The following is a 23,503-nucleotide window of genomic DNA, read 5'->3' as shown; positions in this document are numbered from 1 at the left end:
CTGTCCCTGCGGGGACAGCGGCTTTCGCATGCCCCACGGCAACGCCCACAAATGCAAAAAGGCACGCGAAAATCGCGCGCCTTCGGCGTGTTGTCCGGTGTCTTATCCGGCGTCTGGTTCATGGTGCGTGAGTGGTGGGATGGCAGCCCGTAGGGGAATCGAACCCCTCTTTCCAGGTTGAAAACCTGGCGTCCTAACCGATAGACGAACGGGCCATTGCAACGCGACCGCCGAAAACTTTATCCGACGGAGAGGCTGTTGCGAACCTCATGAACCCCAGCTGACCCGGTCTCTGACCCCTGATTTTGCCTGTCCCCGCGGGGACAGAAACAAAACCAGTGGCAGCCCGTAGGGGAATCGAACCCCTCTTTCCAGGTTGAAAACCTGGCGTCCTAACCGATAGACGAACGGGCCGTGCCGGCTGGTGAGGGGCGTTCTAGTCAAAGCGCCCCCCCCTTGCAAGCGGAATTTTACGGTTTTTTTGAGCCTCAGGTGATTTTTTCTCAAACCACTGACAAAAAACGGAAATTCCGCTCGAAAATCGCTTACCCTGCGGCAGGCGCGGCATCCTCCAGCCGCATCTGCACGTTGCGCCGCCCGTTCCACTCGTTGATCTCGAAACGCCCGGCGAGGTGGAATCGTGCGCCCTTGTGCTGGCTCAGCGCCTGCCCCATGGGCGTGTCGAAAGCGCCAAAGCAGATCGCGTCGACCTTGGCCCCCATGCCGTCCCCGGCAGTGATCTTGAGGTGCCCTGTGCCAACCTCCTTGGCAAAGAGGATCTGCGCATCGGGCATGGCAAAGCGCGGCCCCGGCGCGCCCGCCCCGAAGGGGCCGGCCTGCTCCATCCGGTCGCACAGCTCGGTGCTGCACACCCCCGGCATCATCAGCCCGTCGAGCCGCAGGTCCGCCGCGCCGCCCTGCCCCGCGCCCTGTTTGGCCAGCAGCTCCGCCAGCCGTTCCATGGCCGCGTCCAGCTTGTCCTCCGCCACGGTGAGACCCGCTGCCATCTTGTGGCCGCCGCCCTTGATCAGCAGCCCCTCGGCGGCGAGTTTCTGGATGCTCGCGCCCAGATCGACGCCCGAGACAGAGCGGCCCGAGCCCTTGCCCTCGCCGCCGTCGAAGCCGATGACGACCGACGGGCGGTTGGTCATCTCCTTGAGGCGCGAGGCGACGATGCCCACGACGCCCGGATGCCAGCCCTCGCCCGCCGCCCAGACCAGCGGCGCGTCGAGCCCGCGCTCTTCGGCCTGCGCCAGCGCCGAGGCGCGCACCGCCTCCTCGACCTCGCGGCGCTCGGAGTTGAGCTTGTCGAGACGCTCGGCCAGCGCCTCGGCCTCATGCCGGTCGCGGGTGGCGAGCAGCCGCGCGCCAAGGTCCGCCTGCCCGATCCGCCCGCCGGCGTTGATCCGCGGCCCCAGCACATAACCAAGGTGATAGGACGAGGGCGCCGTGTCGAGCCGCGCCACATCCGACAGCGCCACAAGGCCCGGGCGCTCGCGCCGCGCCATGACCTGCAGACCCGAGCGCACGAAGGCGCGGTTGACCCCGCGCAGCGGCGCCACATCAGCGACGGTGGCCAGCGCCACCAGATCGAGCAGCGACATGAGGTTGGGCCCGGGCGTGCCCGCCTCGCGCATCAGCCGCCCGCAATCGACCAGCACCATGAAGACCACGGCGGCGGCACAAAGATGCGCAAGCGCGCCGTCCTCGTCCTGCCGGTTGGGGTTCACCACCGCTACGCAATCTGGCAGCGTCTCGCCGCCAAGGTGGTGATCAAGCACCACCACATCCGCGCCCTCGGCCGCCGCGATGGGCTCATGCGAGAGCGTGCCGCAGTCGACGCAGATGATCAGATCATGCGCGCTGGCAAGCTGCTGCATGGCGGGCACGTTCGGGCCATAGCCCTCGTCGATGCGGTCGGGCACATAAAGCGTCGCCTCCAGACCCAGCTGGCGCAGCCAGTCGATGAGCAGCGCCGCAGAGCTGCCGCCGTCGACATCGTAATCGGCAAAGATCGCGATGCGCTCGCGCCGCTGCACCGCCTGCAGAATCCGCCCCGAGGCCTTTTCCATGTCGCGCATGCTGCGCGGGTCGGGCATGAGGTCGCGCAGTTTCGGCTCGAGAAACCCCGGCACCTCTTCGCCCGCCACACCAAGCCGCGCCAGCACCGCGCAGAGCGGGCGCGGCAGATGGGTCATCTGCGCCAGCGCCTCGGCCTGCCGCTCGACCTCCACCGCCGGACCAACCCAGCGCCGCCCGGTCAGCGACTGCTCCACACCCAGATAGCTCATGCGCCCCTCGCGTCTTGTCATTCTGCCCGCAATCGGCCCCCTCGTAGCGCGAAACGGCGGGAAACGGAACGGGGCGCGCCTGCCCCGCGTCGCAGGGCGGCACGGGCGCGGCGGCGTATTTGGAAAGAGAAGAAGCCGGGACCTCTCGAAAACGAAAAAGGGCCCGCACCGCGAGCCCTCTTCTTCTCTTTAAAAATACGCAAATCCGGCGCTGGCCGGCCCGCGCTCAGCCCTCGAAGGGGTTGCGGTACTGCACGCGGCGCACCGAGCCGGTCTTCGAGCGCATCAGGATGGTCTCGGTCTCGATCCAGCCCGGCTGGCGCTTGATGCCCGAAAGGATCGAGCCGTTGGTGACGCCGGTGGCGGCGAAGATCACATCGGCGGTGACCAGTTCGTCGCGCTTATAGACCTTGTCGAGATCGGTGATCCCGGCCTTGGCGGCGCGGCCGCGCTCGTCGTCGTTGCGGAACAGCAGCTTGCCATACATCTGGCCGCCCATGCACTTCAGTGCAGCGGCTGCCAGAACGCCTTCCGGCGCGCCGCCCGAGCCCATGTACATGTCGATGCCGGTGATCTCGGCCTCGGCGCAATGCATGACGCCCGCCACGTCGCCATCGGTGATCAGCCGGATGCCGGCACCGGTGGCGCGCACTTCGGCGATCAGATCTTCGTGGCGCGGACGTTCGAGGATGCACACGGTGATGTCGGTCATCGCGCAGCCCTTGGCCTTGGCCAGCGCCGCGACCCGCTCGGAGGGGGTCATGTCGAGGGTGACAGTGTCTTCCGCATAGCCCGGGCCGATCGCCAGCTTTTCCATGTAGACGTCGGGCGCGTGCAGCATCGAGCCACGCGGGCCCATGGCGATCACGGTGAGCGCGTTCGGCATGTCCTTGGCGGTGAGCGTGGTGCCTTCGAGCGGGTCAAGCGCGATGTCCACGCCCGGGCCGTTGCCGGTGCCCACTTCCTCGCCGATGTAAAGCATCGGAGCCTCGTCGCGCTCGCCCTCGCCGATCACCACCACGCCGGCGATATCCAGCATGTTCAGCTGGTCGCGCATGGCGTTGACCGCAGCTTGGTCCGCGGCCTTCTCATCGCCGCGGCCAATCAGGCTTGCGGAGGCGATGGCGGCCTGCTCGGCGACCCGGGCGAGGCCCAGCGAAAGCATACGGTCATTAAAATCTGTGGGAGCCGACATGGAGTCTTCCTTGAAAAATTTACCGTTGGGAAGGGTGTAGCGCGCGCGGTTGCCGAAGGGCAAGCCCGCTCGCGCTAACCGCCGCCGCGCAGGACAGCGCGGCGGCGGCTCGGTGTCAGCGCGCTCAGACTGCCTCGATTCGCAGCGCCACGGGGGAGCCATGCACCACGCCGGTCTCTGCCATCGCAGCGAGGGCCGAATCGAGCGCCGCGCGCGTCGTCTTATGGGTCACGATCAGCACCGGCGCGGTGTCCGCCGTGGTGCTCTGCCCGTATTGGCGCAGGCGGTTGATCGACACGCCCGCCTCGCCAAGCGCCGCGGCAACTTTGGCCAGCGCGCCCGGGCGGTCGGCGAGCGCCATGCGCAGATAATAGGGCGCAGGCGTGGTGGCCTGCGCCGAGGTCGCCGCCACCAGCGCAGAGGCCGGGGCGCCGAAGGTCGACAGCCGCGTGCCGCGGGCGATGTCCATCACGTCGCCCATCACCGCAGAGGCGGTCGGCCCCTCGCCGGCACCGGCGCCGCGCAGCACGATCTGGCCCACGTCATCGCCCTCGATCACCACCATATTGGTGCCGCCTTCGAGCTGACCCAGCGGCGAGGTGGCGGGCACGAGGCTCGGCGCCATCGACTGCTCGAGGCCGCGCTCGGTGAGGCGGCAGACGCCCAGCAGCTTGATGCGATAGCCCATGTCGGCGGCCTGACGGATGTCGTCGATGGACACGCGGCCGATGCCTTCAAGCTCCACCGCGTCAAAGGCCACCTGCGTGCCGAAGGCGATGGACGACAGCAGCGAGAGCTTGTGGCCGGCGTCGATGCCGCCCACGTCAAGCTCGGGATCGGCTTCGAGATAGCCCAGACCATCGGCCTCGGCGAAGGCTTCCTGATAGGACAGGCCCGCGCCTTCCATCCGGGTGAGGATGTAGTTGCAGGTGCCGTTCATCACGCCCATGACGCGGGTGATGCGGTTGGCGGCGAGCCCTTCGGTCAGCGCCTTGATCACCGGGATGCCGCCCGCCACGGCGGCCTCGAAGCGCAGCACCGCGCCGGTGCTCTCGGCCAGTTCGGCCAGCGCCTGCCCGTGGTGGGCCAGCAGCGCCTTGTTGGCGGTGACCACATCCTTGCCCGCCTTCAGCGCGGCCTCGGTGGCGGCCTTTGCCGGACCGTCCGAGCCGCCCATCAGTTCGACCAGCAGGTCGACGTCGTCGCGCTTGGCCAGCGCCACCGGATCGTCTTCCCATGCGTAGTCGGCGAGCGAAACGCCGCGATCCTTGTCACGGTTGCGCGCCGAAACCGCGCTGATCACGATCTTGCGGCCCGAGCGGGTCTGCAGAAGATCGGCCTTCTGCTGGACGATTTTCACGACGCCGGCGCCGACAGTGCCAAGGCCCGCAATCCCCAGGCGGAGAGGTTCAGACATATGCGGGATCCTTCTATCTTCGAAACGAGGTTTGTGGCTGTGATTTGGTGTGCGCTGCCTTAGCCGTAACGTCGCGGCTGTGCAACGGCGTGTGACTGCAGAGCGGGGTGGTTTGGGCGGCGGCGGCGCGCTTGGCGGAGCGCCGGGGCGCGCGGGGCAGGCCTATTGGCCGGTCTGGTCGCCGGTCTGCTCGCCCACCTGCTCTTCCGTCTCGGAGGTGCTTTCGGTCGCGCTTTCGGTGGCGCTTGGGGCTGCGCTTTCGGGCGCGATCAGCAGATCCGTCCGCACGCCTTGATCCATGCGCGCGCGGGCACTGGACTGGACCACATCGCCCTGCAGGCCGCTTGCGCGGCGGCGCAGCGCTTCGGCCCGCGCCGAAACGGTCTCGGTCACTTCGGGCTCTGCGCGGATCGGCGCCGGGGCGGCCAGAAGCCCGGACAAAGGCACCAGATCGGGGAACGGCGCGGTGGCGACGCCGGGGCTTTGTGCGCCGTCGAATTCGGGAAAGTTGGTGCAGGCCGCCAGCAGGGCGCTAAGGCAGATAGGCACGAGGCTGTACGAGAGCACGGGGCGCATGGCGGTAAGACGTCTTTCGCTGGACACTGTGCCCGTCTTGCCGCAAGCGGTGGCGCAGGGCAAGGCCGGGACGCATCGCGCTTGATCTGAACAAACGTTCAGATAATAGTGATCGCATGGCCCGTACCGCTGGATCGCATTCCGACATCACCGGGCCGCGGATCCGCGAGGCGGCGCTGCGGCTCTTTGCCAAACACGGCTATGCCGCCGTTTCGATGCGCAAGATCGCGTCGGACGTCGGCGTGCAAGCCGGGGCGCTTTACAATTACATCCCCGACAAGCAGGCGCTGCTGGTCTCGCTGCTGAAGGGCCATATGGATGAGCTGCTCGAGGCGTGGCAGGCCGAGCCGCGGCCCGACGATCCGCTGGCGCGGCTCGAGGCCTTTGTGCGGTTCCACATCGGCTTCACCCTGCGGCACCCGGAGTCGATCTTCATCTCTTATATGGAGCTGCGCAATCTCGAGCCCGAGAATTTCGCGGTGATCGAGGCGCTGCGCGGGCGCTACGAGGCGGTGCTGGAAGAGATCCTGCGCGACGGCCGCGACGCCGGGCAGCTTGCCGTCCCGGATACGCGGATCGCCGCCTTTGCGCTGATCGCCATGCTGACCGGGGTCAACACGTGGTACCGCGAGGGCGGGCGCCTGTCGGAAGAGGAAGTGGCGACGCTTTATTGGGACATGGCGCGCAAGGCGGTGGGCGCCTAGGACTGCCCCTGCCCCTGCCCCTCCCCCTGCCCCGTGGACCGGAGGCAGGAGACCGGAGACTGGAGACCGCCGCGCGTGTTCAGCGCGGCGGGGACAAAAACCTTCGAAGGCTTTTGCAACCTCCTTCGAAGGACGTTGGCCTTATTCAGCCACCTGAATCGATTCGAGGTATTCGAGCAGCGCCACCATCTTGCGCGGCGTCGGCGTCAGCACCCCGTCGCCGGTGTCGAGCGGCAGTTCATCCCCTTTCAGCAATTCGCCGAACTCGGGCATGCCGGGACCATCGAGATCGGCGCGCGTGTAGCCGTCGATCTTCGACAACACCTCGGCGCGCGGGAAGCTGCCCCCGCGATGCGCGGCGATCAGCGTCAGATCCGCAGGCACCACCCCAAGATCTGCCGCCAGCGGGCCGTCGCCCTTGGCCGAGTTGCCGTGGCAGGCCGCGCAATATTCGACGAAGAGCGCCTGCCCGTCCGCCGGTTCCGGCATCGCGGCTTCCATGCAGGCGCCGAGCGCCAGCAGCGCCGCCGCGCCCAGTGCCCAGACCCGCGGTTTCAGCGGCGCGCCCGTGGTTTGATCTGTTATTTGGCCCGTAGTTTGATCTGTGGTTTGACCTGTGGTTTCTGTCAGTTCGGTGCTCATCGGCGTATCCCTCGTCTTGCCTGTCGCCTCATGTCTCGCCCGCCGCGCCCGGCGGATCAAGGCCGCAGCGCCGCTTCGCGGGTCGACAGGCGGCGGGTCAACATTCGAAGCGACATCTGCCGGAGCGCTCCGCGGCGGGGTGACATTCGCGCCGCGCCGGGCCAGTGTCGCGCGGAATCTGACGTTCCCGGAGACCCCCATGCCATCCCAAGCCCTCATCATGCTCGCAGCCGGGATCGGCATTCCGGTGCTCGCGGCGCTCAATGCGCGGCTCGGGGGCTGGCTGGGCTCGCCCGCGGCGGCGGCGGTGATCCTGTTCTGCGTGGCGCTGAGCGCCAGCCTGATCGTGCTCTTCTCGCTTGATCCGCGGCCCATCGCGCGCGCGGCGGATGCGCCCAAGCACCTGTTCCTTGCCGGGCTTTTCGTCGCGTTCTACGTGCTGAGCATCACCTATGTGGCGCCGACCTTCGGCGTCGGGCGGGCGGTGTTTTTCGTGCTGCTGGGGCAATTGATCAGCGCCGCGCTGATCGACCATTTCGGCCTGCTCGGCGTGAAAGCCGCGCCGATCTCGGCGCAGCGCGGACTTGGGATCGCGATGATGGCTGCGGGCGTTTTCCTCGCGCAGCGCTGAGCGCGCGGCTCAGCTTTCGGCGACGAAGGCGAGGCTGGCCGAGGTGATCGGCGCGCTGCGCCCGATCAGCGTCACCGAGGCGCCATTGTCGAGCGTCACCACCAGACCGCTGGAGCTTGCCACCTGCGAGGCGATGGCGGGCGCGGTGCTGCCGCTGTAGCTGAAGACGATGAGGTCTTCCTCCTCGTCGAAATCCTCGACGATCGCGCCATCTTCGAGCGTGAAGGTATCGGCCCCGGCACCGCCAAGCCCGATGTCCCCTTCGCCGAGCATCAGCGTGTCGTCCCCGGTGCCGCCGATCAGCAGATCGCTTTCGCCATCGTCCCCATCCTCGTCCGAGCCCCAGAGCAGATCGTCGCCCGAGCCGCCGAGCAGCGTGTCGGCGCCGGTGCCGCCTTCAAGCGTGTCGCCGCCACTGCCGCCTTCGGCATAATCGTCACCCGCCTCGCCCGACAGGCTGTCGGAGCCGCCGCCGCCGCTGAGCACATCCGCGCCGTCGCCCGCGGCGAGAATGTCGCCGATATCGGTGCCGGTGAGCGTGTCGTCGCCGGAGGTAGCGTCAGAAGTGGTATCGGTGCCCGGGTCTTCGGTGGTGTCTTCGGTGGTCTCGTCAGTGGTGTCATCAGCCGTGTCGTCGGTGGCACCCGAGGTGCTGCTGTCCTCGCCCGCCGTGTCGCCCCCCGTCTCGTCCACTGTATCGTCCGCCGTATCGTCCCCGATCACGTCCGCGGGTGAGCCGGTCTCTTCGTCCGCAGTCTCTTCATCTGCGGTGTCGTCGGTGCTGTCTTCGTCGCCCACGTCATCGGACGCATCCGTATCGCCCGCGTCTTCGGCAACGTCACCGGTGCTGTCTTCGGCAACGTCGTCGGTGGTTTCGTCGGTGCTGTCGTCGGTCAGACCGTCTTCGGTGCCGGTCTCCTCCTCCACCGGCAGGATCATCCCATCGCCGAGGTCCAGCTCGTCGCTGTCGTCTGAGGTGTCCTCTTCGTCATCATCATCGCCCATGGGAAAGGCGACGGCGGCGAAGGGGAAAAGCGCCGCGAGCGCGACAAGAAGTTCCAGCGGCATGAAGGCGGCTCCAGAGAGTTAGTCCCCGGAACCCTGACGCTCAAGTTTGACAAAAATCAGGCGGGGCCGCGGCCCCGCCGGGGTCTTCTCGCGGCGCTCAGAGCGGCACAAGCTGGCCGTCGCGCATTTCGACCTGCCGGTCCATGCGGCCCGCAAGTTCGAGGTTGTGCGTGGCGATCAGCGCCGAAAGCCCGGTCTCGCGCACCAGCGTCATGAGCGCGCCGAACACCCGGTCCGAGGTGGTCGGATCGAGGTTGCCGGTGGGCTCGTCGGCCAGCAGCAGCTTGGGCGCATTGGCCATGGCGCGGCAGAAGGCGACGCGCTGTTGCTCGCCGCCCGACATCGCGGCGGGGCGATGCGCCACCCGGTCCTGAAGCTCGACGCTGGCGAGCAGATCCTTGGCCCGCGCCTCGGCCTCGGCGGCGGGCACCCCATTGGCCAGCTGCGGCAGGGTGATGTTCTCGAGCGCGGTGAACTCGGGCAGCAGGTGGTGGAACTGATAGACAAAGCCCACCTCCTGACGGCGCACGATGGTGCGGCGGCGGTCGGATTTGCCGCCCAGCACCTCGCCCGCGATCGCCACCTCGCCCGCGTCGGCGGTGTCGAGCAGCCCGGCGATATGCAGCAGCGTCGACTTGCCCGCCCCCGAAGGCGCGACCAGAGCCACCACCTCTCCGCGCGCCACCTCGAGCGAGGCCCCGCGCAGCACCTGCACCTCATTGGGCGCGCCGCGGTTGTAGAATTTCTCGATGCCCGACAGGCGCAGAACGGGATCACTCATAACGCAGCGCCTCCACGGGGTTCATGCGCGCGGCGCGGCGCGCGGGAAAGATCGTCACGATGAAGCTGAGGCCGAGCGAGAGCGCCATGGCGCTGAACACATCGCCCCATTGCAGCTTGGCGGGCAGCGCGTAGATGCCGCGCACCGCCGGGTCCCAGACGCCGCCGCCCGCGACGTAGTTCACGAACGAAAAGATCGGGTCGATGTAGATGGCGAAAAGGCAGCCCAGCAGCACGCCCATGATGGTGCCGATCACCCCGGTGAAAACGCCGCAGATGAAGAAGACGCGCAGCACCGAGCCTTCGGTCAGGCCCATGGTGCGCAGGATGCCGATGTCGCGGCCCTTGTTCTTCACCAGCATGATGAGCCCCGAGACGATGTTCATCGTCGCGATCAGCACCAGCACCGACAGGATCACGAACATCACATTGTCCTCGACCTCCAGCGCGCGCAGGAAGCCGCCCGAGGCATCCTGCCACGTCCAGACCAGCGCCCCCTGACCGGCGGCCTGCTGGATCGCCGTGGCCATGCCGTCGACCTGCTCGGGGTCTTCGACCATCACTTCAAGCTCGTCCGCCACGCCTTCGCGGTTGAAATAAAGCTGTGCCTCCTCGAAGGGCATATAGGCGCGGGTGCGGTCGATGTCGTAGCGCCCGGCGGTGAAGATCCATGTCACCTCATAGGCTTTGACGCGCGGCGAGACGCCGAAGGCGGTCTTCACCCCGTCGGGCGAGATCAGCTTGATCTCGTCGCCCACGTCCACGCCCAACTCACGCGCCACGCCCGAGCCGAGCGCAATGCCCTCGCCAAAGCGCGCCAGATCGCCGCGGCCGGTCTCGGGATCGACGATGCGGCGGATGCCCTGCAGATCGTCCGCCGAGATGCCAAAGACCTCGATACCCGCGTTGCGGCCATTGGCGTTGCCCATGACCTGCCCCTTCACCAGCGGCGCGGCGCGGGTGACGCCCGGCACTTCGGCCACCGCGTCGGCGCGCTCGGCGTAATCGGGGAAGGTGCGCACGGTGCGGCCAAACTCATCCTCGCGCGCTGCGGCATAGACGGTGACATGGGCGTTGGAGCCAAGGATCGTATCGACGAACTCGGCCCGAAAGCCCGACCGCACGGCCAGCGTGGCGATCAGCGCAAAGACGGCCAGAGTGATGCCGATCAGGCTGATCCAGGTCATCACGCTGACCCCGCCCTCGGCGCGCCGGGCACGCAAGTAGCGCCAGGCGATCATCCATTCGAACGGGGCAAAGGGTGGCGGGGTACGGGCCATCGGCAATCTTTCCGGGTGATCTCTTCGCGGCGGAACCTGACCTCAACCCATGGCGGGGTCAATCCCTCGCTCCATGCTAGGGCTGCGCCGCGGCATATCCAGCACCGGTGCACATCTGCATATGTCCAGTGTTCGATTTTCAACAGACCCTGTGGGCGCAGGCCGAATTGCCGCGACGCAGCGCTTGCCCCCATGTTCGGGGCATCGAAAACGCAAAAACCCCAGCGGAGTTATCCGATATGAAATCCCTTCTGCTTGCCGGCGCCGTCGCGCTCGCCCCGATCGCCGCAGTTGCAGCGCCCGAAAACTATGTCTTCGACGCCAGCCACACGCAGATCGTGTTCTCTTACAACCACCTCGGCTTCTCGACCGGCTACGGCATGTTCGGCGGCTTTGACGGTGAGATCGCATATGACGCCGAAGACCCCGCCGCATCGACCGTGACCACCTCGTTCGACGTCACCTCGATGATCACCGGCTGGCAGGGCCGTTACGATCACTTCATGAGCGAAGATTTCTTCGGCGCGTCGGACGACAAGACCGTGTCCTTCACCTCGAAGTCGATCGAAGTGACCGGCGACAACACCGCGCTGATCACCGGCGATTTCACGCTGAACGGCGTGACCAAGGAAGTCGTGCTCGACACGGTGATGACCCAAGCCGGTGAGCACCCGATGGAAGGCAAGCCGTGGCTCGGTTTCCACGCCACCACCACGCTGATCCGCTCGGACTACAACCTCGGCATGTTCGCCCCCTACGTCAGCGACGAGGTTGAAGTTGAGATCTCGATCGAGGCGATGAAAGCCGAGTGATCCCTCATTCCGGCCTCCGCCCCGCGCGGGGGCCGGAACGGTAACGAGTGACGCGTCAAGATCGTATTGTCAGTATGCCCCCGGAGCCCATGGCTCCGGGGGTTTTCCTTGTCCAGCGCACCGCACGCGCAGGCTCTTGCCAGAACCCGGACGCTACGGCATATCTCCGGCCCATGACTGGACCTCGCTACACCCCGCTCGTTGCCTCCCTTCCCGAGACCGTGCCCTTCGTCGGCCCGGAAACGCAGGAGCGTGAGCGCGGCGCGCCCTTCCGCGCCCGCATCGGCGCCAATGAGAACGTCTTTGGCCCCTCGCCCCGCGCGATCGAGGCGATGCAAAGCGAGGCGGCGGAGATCTGGAAATACGGCGACTCGACCAGCTTTGATCTGCGCAATGCAATTGCCGCGCATCACGGTGTGGCGCCCGAGAACGTCATGGTCGGCGAAGGCATCGACGGGCTCTTGGGCTATCTGACGCGGCTTGTGGTGGCGCAGGGCGATGCGGTGGTCACCTCCGACGGCGCTTATCCCACCTTCAACTACCATGTGGCGGGCTTTGGCGGCGTGCTGCACAAGGTGCCCTATCAGGACGACGCCGAGGATCTGCCCGCGCTGCTGGCCAAGGCCGCCGAGGTAGACGCCAAGCTGGCCTATTTCGCCAACCCCGACAATCCCATGGGCTCGTGGAAGACCGGCGCCGAGATCGCGGCGCAGCTGGATGCCGTGCCCGAGGGGACGCTGCTGGTGCTCGACGAGGCCTATGTGGAGTTCGCCCCGGAAGGCACGGCTCCCGAGATCGACATCGAAGACCCGCGGGTGATCCGCTTCCGCACCTTCTCGAAGGCCTACGCCATGGCGGGCGCGCGTGTCGGCTACGCGCTGGCGGCGGCGCCGCTCATTCGCGCCTTCGACAAGATCCGCAACCACTTCGGCATGAACCGCACGGCGCAGGCTGGGGCGCTGGCGGCGCTGGAAGACGGCGCATGGCTGGCGCAGACCATCGACAAGGTCGCACAGGCCCGCCTGCGCATCGCCGAGATCGCCACGGACAACGGGCTCACCGCCCTGCCCTCGGCCACCAATTTCGTCGCGGTGGATTGCGGCGGCGATGGCGCCTTTGCCAAGGCGGTGCTGGAGGGTCTCGGCAAGCGCGGCGTCTTTGTGCGCATGCCCTTCGTGACCCCGCAGAACCGCTGCATCCGCATCGGCGCGGGCACGCCCACAGACCTCGACGCGCTGGCCGAGGCGCTGCCCGGCGCGCTGGCAGAGGCGCGCGGCAGCAGCGCCGCCTGACACCCGATCATCTGCACAAATTTTGCGCCGGAGTGTGGCAGCACTTCGCCGCGCAACGATTTGGAAACAAGTTTTGAGCAGCCTGATGCGTGACCCAAGGGAAGGTTGCGCTACCCTTCCTTTATTGACCTTTGTCTTTGTGCCCGTCTCCGACATGGCCCGTCCGAGGAACGCATCATGGCCCCCTATTCCGAACCGCCGCGCCCCGACTTCTTCAGCGCCAATCTCGTCCTGCTCTTTGTGGTGATCTTTTCCCTGCTGCTGCTTTTGTGGATCAGCTATGGCCTTGGAATCGCTCTGATTGCCGGGGTTGCGATGAACCACGTGATCTCGGTGATCGACCATCGCCGCAATGGCAGCGAGACACCGCCGCAGACCTGACCGCGCAGGCCATTTCGAAAAGAAAACGCCAGCCCGTAGGAACGGGCCGGCGCTCTGTATATGAGAATCGCAGCGCTTGCCGCGTGTAAGGCTCAGCCCTTGGCGATCTCGGCCGCGGCGGCGGACATGGCGCCCTGCCCGTGCGGGATGCCCAGCGAGGTGAACCCCGCCTCCAGCACGCCGAGCAGGCCAAGGATCATATGCGCGTTGACGTGGCCCATGTGACCCAGCCGGAAAAAGCCGGTGCCCGCGGGATCATCGGGCTCTGCCATGCCAAGGCCGATGCCCAGCGTCACGCCCGCCTCGGTTTCGCACCATTTGCGCAGCTGTGCGCCATAGGGCTTGCCGAGCCGCAGCGCGGTGACCGCATGGCTGCGCAGCGCCCGATCCTCGATATTGAGCGTCAGCGGACCGCCCTCGCCCCAAGCCTCTGCGGCGGCCCAGATCGCGCGCGCCAGCACCGCGTGGCGGTGCCAGACCTGCTCGATGCTCTCTTCGCGGATCATGTCGAGCGCGGTGCGCAGGCCGAACAGGTGGTGCGTCGGCGCGGTGCCGCCAAAGTACTGATAGAAGAAGTCGGGCGCCCCGCGCGCCGTCCAGTCCCAATAGAGGCTGACGCGCTTCATCTCGGCGCGCCGCGCCTCGGCCTTCTCGTTGAAGAAGACAAAGCCCAGACCCGGCGGCACCATCAGCCCCTTCTGGGAGCCGGTGACCATCACGTCGACGCCCCAAGCGTCCATGCGGAACTCTTCGACGCCCAGCGAAGCGACGCAATCGGCCATCAGCAGCGCCGGGTGGCCGGTGCTGTCCATCGCCGCGCGCAGGCTGGCGATGTCGTTGCGCACCGAGCTTGCGGTATCCACGTGGCTGACCAGCACCGCCTTGATCTCGCGCGCGGTGTCCGCGCGCAGCGCCGCGGCGACCAGTTCGGGATCATAGGTGGATTTCGTGCCGAACTCGATGATCTCGGGCTCGACCCCCAGACCGCGGGCCATCTCGGCCCAGCCATGCGCAAACCGGCCCGTCGCGGGCACCAGCACCTTGTCGCCCTCGCCCACCACATTGGCCAGCGCCGCCTCCCACGCACCGTGGCCGTTGGCGATATAGATCGCCACTTTGGCCGCCTCGGTCTGCGCAACATAGCGCAGGTCGGGGATCAGCCCGGCGACCATCTCGACAATCGCGCCCTCGTAGATATTCGGCGAGGCGCGGTGCATCGCACGCAGCACCGCGTCGGGCATGACGGACGGACCGGGAATGGCCAGATAGGGGCGGCCGTGGGCTAGAGACATGGGGAAACTCCGAAAGCACCCCTTGAAATTCCGGGGCGAGAGCCAACCTAACGGCGGTTGCGCCGAGGTCAATCACCCCCGGACCGCAATACGCGCGGCGCTTGCCAGCAGGGGCCTTAGCCCGTAAACCGCCGCCCGACAGCTACAGGAAGTGAGCAATGCTGACCAAGCTCTGGGAGAAGATCGAGAGCGCCGAGCGGCGTTTCCGCCGGTCCTTCGGAAAGGATATCTCGACGCCCCGCGCCCGGGCGCTGTCGAAATTCCACTATCATGTGTTCGACCACGCTTTCCTGCGCATGTTCTGGACCAACTTCTGGCAGCTCGCCCCCGGGGTCTGGCGCTCGAACCAGCCGACGCACGGGCGCTTTGAGAAATATGCCGCCATGGGCATCAAGACCGTGATCACCCTGCGCGGCGAAGAGAAATACGCCCATTATCTCTTTGAGAAAGAGAGCTGCGAGAAGCTTGGGCTGACGCTGCTGCATGCCAAGCTTTGGGCCCGCATGGCGCCCAAGCGGGAGCGGGTGATCGATCTGATCGACACGCTGCGCAGTGCCGAGCGGCCGATGATCTTTCACTGCAAATCGGGTGCCGACCGCGCCGGTTTCGCCTCTGCCGTCTACCTGATGGTGTTCGAGGGCGTGCCGGTCGAGGAGGCGCGCAAGCAGATGGGCCTGAAATACGTCCACCTTGAATTCACCAAGACCGGTATTCAGGGTTACATTCTGGACACTTACGCCGCACGCAACCGGCGCGATCCGATCTCTTTCGAGGATTGGATCCGCACCGAGTATGATGCCAAGAAACTGCAGACGGGCTTTGACGCAAAGCGTCCGCCGGAAGAGATGGCATGAGCGCAGACAGCAGCAACAGCGACGTCACTGAAACCCAGCCGCCGCGCACCGCCACCGGAAATTCGCGACACCTGCTGGTCTGGCTTGGGCGCAATTACCTGTGGCGCTACCGCTGGCAGATCTCTATCGCGCTGGTCTTCATGATCCTCGAAGGCTCGATGTTCGGCTTTCTGAGCTACATGATGAAGCCGATGTTCGACGATGTGCTGGTCGGCGGCAGCCGCGCCGCGCTGGTCGGCGTGGGGCTGGCGATCTTTGCCATTTTCGCGATCCGGGCCGTTGCGAGCGTTCTGCAAAAAGTGGTGCTGACGCGGGTCTCGCAGCTGACCGTGGCGGATATCCGCAACGATCTGCTGGCGCATCTCATGACGCTCGATGGCAGCTTTCACCAAAAATACGGCCCCGGCTATCTGATGCAGCGGGTCGAGGGCGACGTCGACTCGATCAACAAGGTCTGGCGTATCCTGATCACCGGCGCCGGGCGTGACGTGATCGCGCTGGTCTCGCTGTTTGGCGTGGCGCTGGGGATGGACTGGCGCTGGACGCTGGTGGCGATGATCGGCGTGCCGATCATGGTGGCGCCCTCGATCGTGCTGCAGCGCTACGTGCGCAAGTATGCCCGCCGCGCGCGCGACATTTCGGCGGGCCTGTCGACGCGCCTCAATGAGGTGTTCCACGGCATCGTCCCGATCAAACTCAACCGTCTGGAAGGCTATCAGGCCGCGCGCTACAAGGCGCTGACCAAAGAGCGCATCCGCACCACCGTCGCTTCCAGCCTCGGCCAGTCGGCGATCCCCGGGCTGATCGACATCATGTCGGGCATCGGCATCCTTGGCGTGCTGATCTATGGCGGCGGCGAGATCATCTCTGGCCAAAAGACCGTCGGCGATTTCATGGCCTTCTTCACCGCCATCGGCCTTGCCTTCGAGCCGCTGCGCCGTCTGGGCGCGATCAGTGGCACGTGGCAGATCGCTGCGGCCTCGATCGAACGGATCAAGGAACTGCTCGACATGCAGCCCGAGCTGCGCGACCCGCCGCATCCCCTGCCCGCGCCGCAGGGCGTGCCCGAGATCGTGCTGGACGATGTGGCGCTGTCGTACTCCGGCTCTGCGGTTCTGCGCGGCACCAGCTTTACCGCCGAGGCGGGCAAGACCACCGCATTGGTGGGGGCCTCGGGCGCCGGGAAGTCCACCGTGTTCAACGTGCTCACAAGGCTTGTCGATCCCGAGACCGGCGCGGTTACCATCGGCGGTGTGCGCACCGACGCGATGCGGCTGGCGGATCTGCGCGGCATGTTCTCGGTGGTCAGTCAGGACGCGCTGCTGTTCGAGGACAGCCTGCGCGAGAACATCCTGCTGGGCCGCGAGGATGTCTCGGAAGAGCAGCTTCAGGAGGTGCTGGAGGCGGCGCATGTGTCGGACTTCCTGCCTCGTCTGCCGCAGGGGCTCGACAGCCCCGCCGGGACGCGGGGCAGCAACCTCTCGGGCGGCCAGCGTCAACGCGTCGCCATCGCCCGCGCGCTGCTGCGCGACACGCCCATCCTGCTGCTCGACGAGGCCACTTCGGCGCTTGATGCGGCATCCGAGCAGGTGGTGCAGGCGGCGCTCGACCGACTGTCGACCGGGCGCACCACGCTGGTCATCGCGCACCGGCTGTCGACCATCCGCAACGCCGACAAGATCGTGGTGATGGATGCAGGCCGCGTGGTCGAACAGGGCACACATGATGAGCTTATTGCCCGCGAAGGTGCCTATGCGCGGCTGCACGCCATGCAGTTCGAGGATGAACAGCCGGGCTGAGCCTCGCCCCCTGTCACCCGCCGCGCGTCACGCCTATACTCTGGCCGAAAGATTCAGGCCCCAAAGCCTCGTGGCCGCAGCCTGCGGTGGCGAGGCAGTCACGACGGAGTTCCCATGACCACCACCAATGGAACAGAGCGCAGCGTCCTGCGCGTCAGCGGCCCCGAGGCGCGCGACTTTCTGCAAAACCTCGTCACCAATGACCTTGGCAAACTCAGCGGCGGGCTGGTCTATACCGCGCTGCTGACGCCGCAGGGCAAGTACCGGGCGGATTTCTTCCTTGTGCCGCGCGCGGATGGCTCGATCCTCATCGACGTGGCCGAACCCTTGGCCGCCGATCTGACCAAGGCGCTGACGCTCTACAAGCTGCGCGCCAAGGTCGATCTGGAGCCCACCGGCATCACCGTCAGCCGCGGCACCGGCACCGCGCCTGAGGGGGCCTTCGCCGATCCGCGCGACGCCTCGCTGGGCTGGCGCGGCTATGACGGGCAGCCCTCGACCGAGGCCGACTGGGACGCGCTGCGCGTCGCCGCCTGCGTGCCGGAAAGCGGTGTCGAACTGACCCCGGACACCTTCATCCTCGAGGCCGGGTTCGAACGTCTCAACGGCGTCGACTTCAAGAAGGGCTGCTATGTCGGGCAGGAAGTCACGGCCCGGATGAAGCACAAGACCGAGCTGCGCAAAGGGCTGGCGACCGTCGAAGTGTCGGGCGGCGCGCCCGTCGGCACCGCGATCGAGTCCAGCGGCAAGCCCGCAGGCACGCTCTATACCCAGTCGGGCGGGCTCGGCATCGCATATCTGCGGTTTGATCGTGCGGATGGCGAGATGACCGCCGGCGAGGCAACCCTGCACCGCGCCTCTTGAGCCGCGAGGCGGTTGAGGCGGCGCTTGGCGCTTCGATCACCGGCAGCCGTGCCCTGCATGGCGGCGATCTGTCGGAGGTGGCGCTGGCCGCCCTCTCCGATGGCCGCCAGATCGTGCTGAAACGCGGCGCGCTGGTCGCCGCCGAGGCCCGGATGCTGCGCGCGATCACCGCCGCCGGTGCGCGGGCGCCGCGGGTGCTGGCGCAGTCTGGCGATCTTCTCGCGATGGAGGCGCTGCCCGAGACCGGTGCCAGCCCAGCCGGATGGCAGGCGCTGGGGCGCGAATTGCGCAAGCTGCATGGCGCGTCGGGCGAGGCCTACGGATGGCCGGAGCCCTACGGCTTTGGCGCCCTGCCCCTCGACAACGCGCCGCGCCCGGACTGGCCCAGTTTCTGGGCCGAGGCGCGGCTGCTGCCCTTCGTGCCGCATCTGCCCGCTGCGCTCGCCGCCCGGGTCGAGGACCTTGCAACGCGCCTGCCCGATCTGCTGCCCAAGAGCCCGCCCAAGGCGCTGCTGCACGGCGATCTCTGGACCGGCAACGCGCTCTTTATGGAGGGCGATGCGGCGCTGATCGACCCGGCTTGCCATTATGGGCACGCCGAGGTCGATCTTGCTCTGCTGGAGCTTTTCGGCACGCCGCCCGCCGCCTTCTGGCAGGGCTATGGCGAGACCGAGCCCGGCCGCAACGCCCGCCGTCCGATCTATCAGCTGTTTCCGGCGTTGGTGCATCTGCGGCTGTTTGGGGGCGGCTATGCCGGGATGGTGCGCGGGCTGCTGGATCAGGCGGGCTGCTGAAAGCGCTTCTCCAGCCGCTCAGAACACGTACAAGCGCCAGCGCGGCGCATCAGCGCCCCTGACGCGGCGCTCATCCCCTCCCCTTGTGCCAGCCAGCCGCAGGCGCCCTGCGCGGCGATCTCTGCCTCAAAGGCCGCGATCAGCCGCCGAGCGACCCCGCGCCGCCGCCATGAAGGCTCGACCCAGATGTGATCAAGCTGCGCGCGCAGCGCCGCAGAGCACTCCCCGGAGCCCTCCTTGGGGCCTTCAGTGGAGCATTCCTTGCGCCAGCGCCACATCAGAACCCCGCGCGGCACCGCCTCGGCGCGATAGGCCAGCAGTCGCGCGCCTTCGGACAGCGCAGAGGCGAAGACCACCTCGGGGATACCTCTAGCGCCGCAGGGCAAGCGGGTCGCCTGCACGCCGCGCATTAGACCCGCAAGCGCGGGAATGTCTGCCTCGGTGCAGGCGGTGATCGGGGGATGGAACATGAAAAGGGCCTCCTGGCTTTTGCGCCGGAGGCCCTTTGGATCATCTATAGCTCGCCCCCGGATCGCACGGGGACGGAAGTGGTCGGCGCGCGGGTTATGCGCGTTCCGAATACTCCATGGTTTCGGTGTTCACGACGATGTCCTCGTCCTGCCCGACGAAGGGCGGCACCGAGACGCGCACGCCGTTGTCGAGCACGGCGGGTTTGAAGCTGTTGGCAGCGGTCTGACCTTTGACGACCGGCTCGGTCTCGACGACCTTGCACACCACCTTCTGCGGCAGCGTCGCGTTCAGCGCCTCTTCTTCGTGGAATTCGACCACGATGGTCATGCCGTCCTGCAGGAACGGGCGACGCTCGCCGAGAATCTCGGCGTCGAGTTGCACCTGCTCGTAGGTCTCGGTGTCCATGAAGATCAGCTGACCGGCGTCCTCATAGAGGAACTGCATGTCCTTCTGCTCGAGGCGCACGCGCTCGACCTTGTCCGCCGAGCGGAAACGCTCGTTCAGCTTGGAGCCGTTGCGCAGGTTCTTCATCTCGACCTGAGCGAAGGCGCCGCCCTTGCCGGGCTTCACGTGATCGACCTTCACCGCGGCCCACAGGCCACCTTCATGCTCGAGCACGTTCCCGGGGCGGATCTCGTTACCGTTGATCTTGGGCATGGTCAGAAAACTTTACAGTAAGGTTGAAGGGGTTTTGCGGCCTCCTATATATGGCCGGTTCGCCCCGTGCAAGACAACGTATCTCGTGTTCCCAACAAGCCGAGATATGCGCGAGATGCAACGACGCTATGCGTTTGTGATGTATCCGAATCGAATGGAATGGTCCATAACGCCGCGTACGCCAGAAAAGACAAGAGCAATAATCATAAAGGTCGAAAGATGAAGGATTTCGTGGACAGCACAGCCTACCATGCCGAACAAGGCAACCGCGCGCGGAAACTTTTCGCCGCTGTGGTTTTGGCTGCGCTCGACGATGCAATCGCCGATGACAAGAAATATGGCAACGGCCCCGAGCAGATCGCCCGCTGGGCACGCTCGCGCGATGGTCGTGAAGTTCTCAGCTGCGCCGGTATCGACCCCAACGAGCGGGTTGTCTCGGGCCTGATGGAATTCGTGTCGAAAGGTGTTCGTACCTCTGTTGCGCTGTCGCGCGAAGAGAGCGAGCGTCGTCACGCAGCCGCAGCCGCGGAACAGGCCGAAGCCGCCTGATCCCGGTCCGGGGGTTTCCCCCGAACAGTCGAAGGCGCGCCCCTGCCAGGGCGCGCCTTCGTCGTTTCTAAGCGCCGCATTGGCAAAAGGCCGCCGGTTTGGGCGCTGCACGCAGGCCAAAATCCGCACAACCCAAAGATGAAAAAACCCCGCGCAGCTGGGCTGGCGGGGCTTCTTGATGTGGGTTTGTGGTGAGATCAGTCGACATCGGCACTCATGGCGATGCGCTGGATCTCGTTCCGCACCAGCTTGCGCAGATTGCGCGAGACCCGCTCGCCAATCGCGCCCTGCAGTTCTTCGCGCACCACTTCGGCGACCAGTTTGCGCAGGGTCTCCTGATCCAGAGCCGCGAGCAGATCGCCCCCTTCGTCAGCCTTCTGGGGCTCTGTCACGGGCTCCTGAACGGGCTCGGGCGCGGACGCCACCTCTGCTTCCACTTGCGCAGGCGCGGCAGCCTCTTCCGGTTCGGGTGCTGGCGCTTCCGCGCTCGGCGCGGCGGCAAGCTCTTCGGCCTCGCGGCGCAGGTTGCTCTGGCTGCGTTGCCAAACCGGGTTGCGCAAAATCTTCACCGGGCGGCGCGCCGAGGGCTTCGGCACCTCCGGCACGTCGCTTGCAAGCTCCGGCTCAGCGGCGCTTTCGGCGTCGGGCTCTGCGATCTCAGGCTGAGGGGCACGCTCGGACGACGACCGGCGGAAGGCAAAGGGCGCATCTTCCTCGTCGTCGATGTCCGGCTCGCCGGTCACATCGGTCTCGAATGGGCGGTCCACAAGCTCGGGCTCGGGCATGGGACGGCTCGCCAGCTCGGCGTCGTCCTCATCAAGCTCGGCTTGCGGAGCGTTCGGCGCTTGCGGCGCCTCTGCGGCGGGCGCGGGCTCAGGCGAGGTCACGGGCTGGTGGCGGAAGATCGCCTCGGGGGCCGCCTCGCCGGTTTCCGGCTCAAACTCGGTGGTGCTGCGCGCGATCATCTCTTCAAGCTCGGCGATCTTGCGCGCCAGACTGCCTTCTTTCGGGGTGATCTCGGCGACCGGCTCGGGCGGGGTGGCGCGCGGCGTTTCGCGCAGCTTTGCCGCAAAGAAATCGGCAATCGACGCGCCCTGATCTTCGGGCTCGTCCTCTTCCGCGACCTCGATGAAGGGGGCCTCTTCGGGCTCTGCCATCTCCTCGGGCGCGGGCTCGGCGGCCAGCGGCGGTTCAGAAAGGGCTTCGGGCGCGGGAAGGCTGGAGGGCAGCTCAGCACGCAGCTCAGCGGTCTCGGGCGCGTCTTCGAGGCGCGCCTCCTCGGCCTCTTGGCGCTCTTCGGTCCGCACGGTTTCGAAAGAAGCGCGACGCCACGCCGGGGTCGACATCTCTTCTTCGGAAGGTCTCAGCCGACGGGTGAGGCGCATCTCGTCCGGTCCCGGCTCCTCGCTGAAGGCGGGATGCAGGGGGGTCGCGGGGGGCTGTTTGGGTTCGGCAGCCGCGTCGGGAACCCGCAGCGCGGGCGTCAGCACCAGCCGCTCGGGCACCGCGGGCCGGGTGTCGGCCTGCGGTTGGGGCGCACGGGAATCCTCGGAAACCAGCCTCCGGATGGAGGAAAGAACGTCCTCGATTTCCACATTGGTCACGGGATCGGACATATGTTTACCACTCTTGCCTGTCCCTGAAGTGTAGACGCTGATCGCAGCTCCGACAACGGTGGAGCCACGATCAACGCGCCTGTGTGGCGGGCAAGCTTACTGCTTGCCCATCGCCTTCAGGATGCGGTTCAGGTCTGCGCCCTGACGGGACTGGACCGGAGCGGTCTTGACGAGGTTGTAGTACTCGGCCGGGTCGTAACGCGGCACGTTCAGCGCGAGGTCCTCGGTGGTCAGCTGGCCCATCGCGTAAAGCACCGTATAGGCGGCGATGGTTTCGTCGACCACAGCAGAGATCTGCGTGTTGCGCGCGTCCAGCAGTTCCTGTTCGGCGTCGAGCACGTCGAGCGTGGTCCGGGCGCCGAGGGTGGCCTCTTCGCGGGTGCCGCGGAAGGCGACGGTGGCGGCGCGGACCTGCTCGTCCGAGGCATCCCGCGCGGCCTGTGCGACACGCAGATTGGCGTAGGCGTTGGCCACGGTCTGGGGCACCGATTTGGTCAGCTGAAGCAGCGCCGCACGGTTCTGGTCACGGGTCGCCATCGACTGGCGCTTGGCCGAGCTGAGCGCGCCGCCGCTGTAGATCGGGCCGCTGAAGTTCAGGCCGACGGTGCCGCCGCGGGTGCTGGCCTCGCTGTCGAAGCTTTCGTCATAGCCATAGGTGCCGCGCAGCGCGACCGTGGGGCTCATCTGCGCCTGAGCGATGGCGATGCCGATCTCGGAGGCAGTCACCTGATGCTGCACCTGAATGATGTCGGGGTGGTTGCGCAGCGCGATGGCCTTGGCCTCATCGGCGGTGGCCGGAATGCGCGGCAGCGAGCCGGGCGACACGAGGTTGCCCGGAAGACGACCGACCGACGCGCGGTATTCCTCGCGGGCCTGCGCCAGCGCGCCTTCGGCGGCGGCAAGCAGCGAGCGTGCCGCGGCGCTGCGCGCTTCGGCAGAAGCCACATCGGTGCGGGTCACTTCCCCCACTTCGAAGCGGTCGTTGGCGGCGCGGAGTTCCTCGCCGATCACCCGCACGTTGTTCTGGCGCAGGGTCAGGGTTTCGATGGCGCGGCGCACTTCCATGAAGGCCTGCACGCCCCGCAAAAGCACGTCCTGCTCGACCGAAACGAGGCCCGAACGGGTCGCCAGCACGGCCTCTTTCGCGGCATCGACCGACAGGCGGTTGCTGCCGCCGTCAAACAGCGTCAGCGTCGCGCTGAGGCCGATCGAGGCGGTGTCGGTGGCCGAGCCGGTGCGCTCGAAGCCGGTGGCAAGGCTTTTGGTGGTGCCGTAGCTGCGGCTGATGTCACCGGTCCATGCCACCACCGGACGCAGCGCCGCGATGGCCTGCGCCACATCTTCGTCGGCCGCGCGGAGCACGGCGCGGTTCTGCTCGAGCAGACCGCTGGTGTTGTATGCGCCGGCAAGCGCCTCTGCCAGAGATTCCGCCGAGGCGGGCATTGCAAGCCCTGCCGCGAGGCAGACACCGGTCATCCATGTCTTGAGCGTTTTTCGCGCCATCTTCCTGCCCTCTCAATCCTTTGTCCTGCACCCCT

General features: G+C 66.8%; 23 protein-coding genes and 2 tRNA genes. 10 read left to right on the top strand and 15 right to left on the bottom strand.

The genetic code is table 11. From position 1 onward, the window contains the following. Positions 1-140: 140 nt before the first annotated feature. The 6 genes from G0A00_RS00205 to G0A00_RS00180 all read right to left on the bottom strand — a co-directional run bounded on the left by G0A00_RS00205 (position 141) and on the right by G0A00_RS00180 (position 5,479). Positions 141-215, bottom strand: a tRNA-Glu gene (locus G0A00_RS00205). 124 nt (positions 216-339) lie between these two features. Next, a tRNA-Glu gene (locus G0A00_RS00200) sits at positions 340-414 on the bottom strand. Between the two features lie 131 nt (positions 415-545). Next, the gene (gene recJ, locus G0A00_RS00195) at positions 546-2,291 is read right to left on the bottom strand and encodes a single-stranded-DNA-specific exonuclease RecJ (RefSeq protein WP_164178919.1); all 1,746 of its coding nucleotides are present in this window, start codon (positions 2,289-2,291) and stop codon (positions 546-548) included. A 226-nt stretch (positions 2,292-2,517) separates the two neighbouring features. Beyond that, positions 2,518-3,486, bottom strand: a complete 969-nt coding sequence (gene glpX / locus G0A00_RS00190; protein ID WP_164178918.1) for a class II fructose-bisphosphatase — start codon at positions 3,484-3,486, stop codon at positions 2,518-2,520. Positions 3,487-3,610: 124 nt separating this feature from the next. Beyond that, the gene (locus tag G0A00_RS00185; protein WP_164178917.1) at positions 3,611-4,903 is read right to left on the bottom strand and encodes a homoserine dehydrogenase; all 1,293 of its coding nucleotides are present in this window, start codon (positions 4,901-4,903) and stop codon (positions 3,611-3,613) included. A gap of 162 nt (positions 4,904-5,065) precedes the next feature. Continuing rightward, a complete protein-coding gene (locus G0A00_RS00180) occupies positions 5,066-5,479 on the bottom strand; it encodes a hypothetical protein (RefSeq protein ID WP_203595214.1) in 414 nt (137 codons plus the stop codon). 116 nt (positions 5,480-5,595) lie between these two features. Between G0A00_RS00180 and G0A00_RS00175 the strand changes: the two genes are divergently transcribed. Beyond that, positions 5,596-6,183 carry a TetR/AcrR family transcriptional regulator gene (locus tag G0A00_RS00175; protein ID WP_164178916.1) on the top strand — a complete coding sequence of 196 codons (588 nt, stop codon included), beginning with the start codon at positions 5,596-5,598 and terminating at the stop codon, positions 6,181-6,183. 141 nt (positions 6,184-6,324) lie between these two features. On the opposite strand, the gene G0A00_RS00170 is transcribed toward G0A00_RS00175, so the two are convergent. Next, positions 6,325-6,825, bottom strand: a complete 501-nt coding sequence (locus G0A00_RS00170) for a cytochrome c (protein ID WP_368667645.1) — start codon at positions 6,823-6,825, stop codon at positions 6,325-6,327. A 199-nt stretch (positions 6,826-7,024) separates the two neighbouring features. On the opposite strand from G0A00_RS00170, the gene G0A00_RS00165 reads away from it, so the two are divergent. After that, positions 7,025-7,456 (top strand): DMT family transporter, encoded by a 432-nt coding sequence (locus G0A00_RS00165; RefSeq protein WP_164178915.1) that lies wholly within the window; start codon positions 7,025-7,027, stop codon positions 7,454-7,456. A gap of 9 nt (positions 7,457-7,465) precedes the next feature. On the opposite strand, the gene G0A00_RS00160 is transcribed toward G0A00_RS00165, so the two are convergent. The 3 genes from G0A00_RS00160 to G0A00_RS00150 form a co-directional block, all read right to left on the bottom strand. Further along, positions 7,466-8,524 (bottom strand): calcium-binding protein, encoded by a 1,059-nt coding sequence (locus tag G0A00_RS00160; RefSeq protein ID WP_164178914.1) that lies wholly within the window; start codon positions 8,522-8,524, stop codon positions 7,466-7,468. Positions 8,525-8,621: 97 nt separating this feature from the next. Next, the gene (locus G0A00_RS00155) at positions 8,622-9,305 is read right to left on the bottom strand and encodes an ABC transporter ATP-binding protein (RefSeq protein ID WP_066101339.1); all 684 of its coding nucleotides are present in this window, start codon (positions 9,303-9,305) and stop codon (positions 8,622-8,624) included. Further along, on the bottom strand, positions 9,298-10,584 hold the full coding sequence (locus G0A00_RS00150) for a lipoprotein-releasing ABC transporter permease subunit (protein ID WP_164178913.1): 1,287 nt from the start codon (positions 10,582-10,584) through the stop codon (positions 9,298-9,300). The genes G0A00_RS00155 and G0A00_RS00150 overlap by 8 nt, the downstream gene beginning before the upstream one ends. Before the next feature lie 239 nt (positions 10,585-10,823). Here G0A00_RS00150 and G0A00_RS00145 point away from each other — a divergent pair, with 239 nt between their 5' ends. The 3 genes from G0A00_RS00145 to G0A00_RS00135 all read left to right on the top strand — a co-directional run bounded on the left by G0A00_RS00145 (position 10,824) and on the right by G0A00_RS00135 (position 13,069). Beyond that, entirely contained in the window at positions 10,824-11,396 is a 573-nt protein-coding gene (locus G0A00_RS00145; protein WP_164178912.1) for a YceI family protein, read from the top strand. Positions 11,397-11,569: 173 nt separating this feature from the next. After that, a complete protein-coding gene (locus tag G0A00_RS00140; RefSeq protein WP_164178911.1) occupies positions 11,570-12,688 on the top strand; it encodes a pyridoxal phosphate-dependent aminotransferase in 1,119 nt (372 codons plus the stop codon). 177 nt (positions 12,689-12,865) lie between these two features. Continuing rightward, on the top strand, positions 12,866-13,069 hold the full coding sequence (locus tag G0A00_RS00135; RefSeq protein WP_164178910.1) for a histidinol phosphate aminotransferase: 204 nt from the start codon (positions 12,866-12,868) through the stop codon (positions 13,067-13,069). A gap of 92 nt (positions 13,070-13,161) precedes the next feature. On the opposite strand, the gene G0A00_RS00130 is transcribed toward G0A00_RS00135, so the two are convergent. After that, the gene (locus G0A00_RS00130) at positions 13,162-14,361 is read right to left on the bottom strand and encodes an alanine--glyoxylate aminotransferase family protein (RefSeq protein WP_164178909.1); all 1,200 of its coding nucleotides are present in this window, start codon (positions 14,359-14,361) and stop codon (positions 13,162-13,164) included. Between the two features lie 158 nt (positions 14,362-14,519). On the opposite strand from G0A00_RS00130, the gene G0A00_RS00125 reads away from it, so the two are divergent. From G0A00_RS00125 to G0A00_RS00110, 4 genes are all read left to right on the top strand, one after another. Then, positions 14,520-15,215, top strand: a complete 696-nt coding sequence (locus tag G0A00_RS00125) for a tyrosine-protein phosphatase (RefSeq protein ID WP_164178908.1) — start codon at positions 14,520-14,522, stop codon at positions 15,213-15,215. Then, positions 15,212-17,014 (top strand): ABC transporter ATP-binding protein, encoded by a 1,803-nt coding sequence (locus G0A00_RS00120; protein ID WP_164178907.1) that lies wholly within the window; start codon positions 15,212-15,214, stop codon positions 17,012-17,014. Before G0A00_RS00125 ends, G0A00_RS00120 begins: the two co-directional genes overlap by 4 nt. Before the next feature lie 114 nt (positions 17,015-17,128). After that, entirely contained in the window at positions 17,129-17,878 is a 750-nt protein-coding gene (locus G0A00_RS00115) for a folate-binding protein YgfZ (protein ID WP_164178906.1), read from the top strand. Continuing rightward, positions 17,875-18,672 carry a fructosamine kinase family protein gene (locus G0A00_RS00110; RefSeq protein WP_164178905.1) on the top strand — a complete coding sequence of 266 codons (798 nt, stop codon included), beginning with the start codon at positions 17,875-17,877 and terminating at the stop codon, positions 18,670-18,672. Before G0A00_RS00115 ends, G0A00_RS00110 begins: the two co-directional genes overlap by 4 nt. On the opposite strand, the gene G0A00_RS00105 is transcribed toward G0A00_RS00110, so the two are convergent. Then, positions 18,657-19,142: a GNAT family N-acetyltransferase gene (locus G0A00_RS00105; protein ID WP_164178904.1), complete on the bottom strand. Its 486-nt coding sequence runs from the start codon at positions 19,140-19,142 to the stop codon at positions 18,657-18,659. The two genes, G0A00_RS00110 and G0A00_RS00105, sit on opposite strands and share 16 nt — an antisense overlap. 94 nt (positions 19,143-19,236) lie before the next feature. Then, positions 19,237-19,800, bottom strand: coding sequence for an elongation factor P (gene efp / locus G0A00_RS00100; protein WP_066101374.1), 564 nt, complete (start codon positions 19,798-19,800; stop codon positions 19,237-19,239). 219 nt (positions 19,801-20,019) lie between these two features. Here efp and G0A00_RS00095 point away from each other — a divergent pair, with 219 nt between their 5' ends. Beyond that, positions 20,020-20,349: a DUF6280 family protein gene (locus tag G0A00_RS00095; RefSeq protein ID WP_066101377.1), complete on the top strand. Its 330-nt coding sequence runs from the start codon at positions 20,020-20,022 to the stop codon at positions 20,347-20,349. Between the two features lie 197 nt (positions 20,350-20,546). Here the strand turns inward: G0A00_RS00095 and G0A00_RS00090 are convergent, their stop codons facing one another. Both G0A00_RS00090 and G0A00_RS00085 read right to left on the bottom strand, forming a co-directional pair. Next, on the bottom strand, positions 20,547-21,965 hold the full coding sequence (locus G0A00_RS00090; RefSeq protein ID WP_164178903.1) for a hypothetical protein: 1,419 nt from the start codon (positions 21,963-21,965) through the stop codon (positions 20,547-20,549). Between the two features lie 96 nt (positions 21,966-22,061). Beyond that, positions 22,062-23,468: a TolC family outer membrane protein gene (locus G0A00_RS00085; protein ID WP_164178902.1), complete on the bottom strand. Its 1,407-nt coding sequence runs from the start codon at positions 23,466-23,468 to the stop codon at positions 22,062-22,064. Positions 23,469-23,503 lie beyond the last annotated feature (35 nt).

The organism is Salipiger sp. PrR002 (assembly GCF_010500775.1).
Classification (GTDB): Bacteria; Pseudomonadota; Alphaproteobacteria; order Rhodobacterales; family Rhodobacteraceae; genus Salipiger.
Note: the sequence above shows the minus strand (reverse complement) of the source record. Positions and strands in the feature narration are given on the sequence as shown.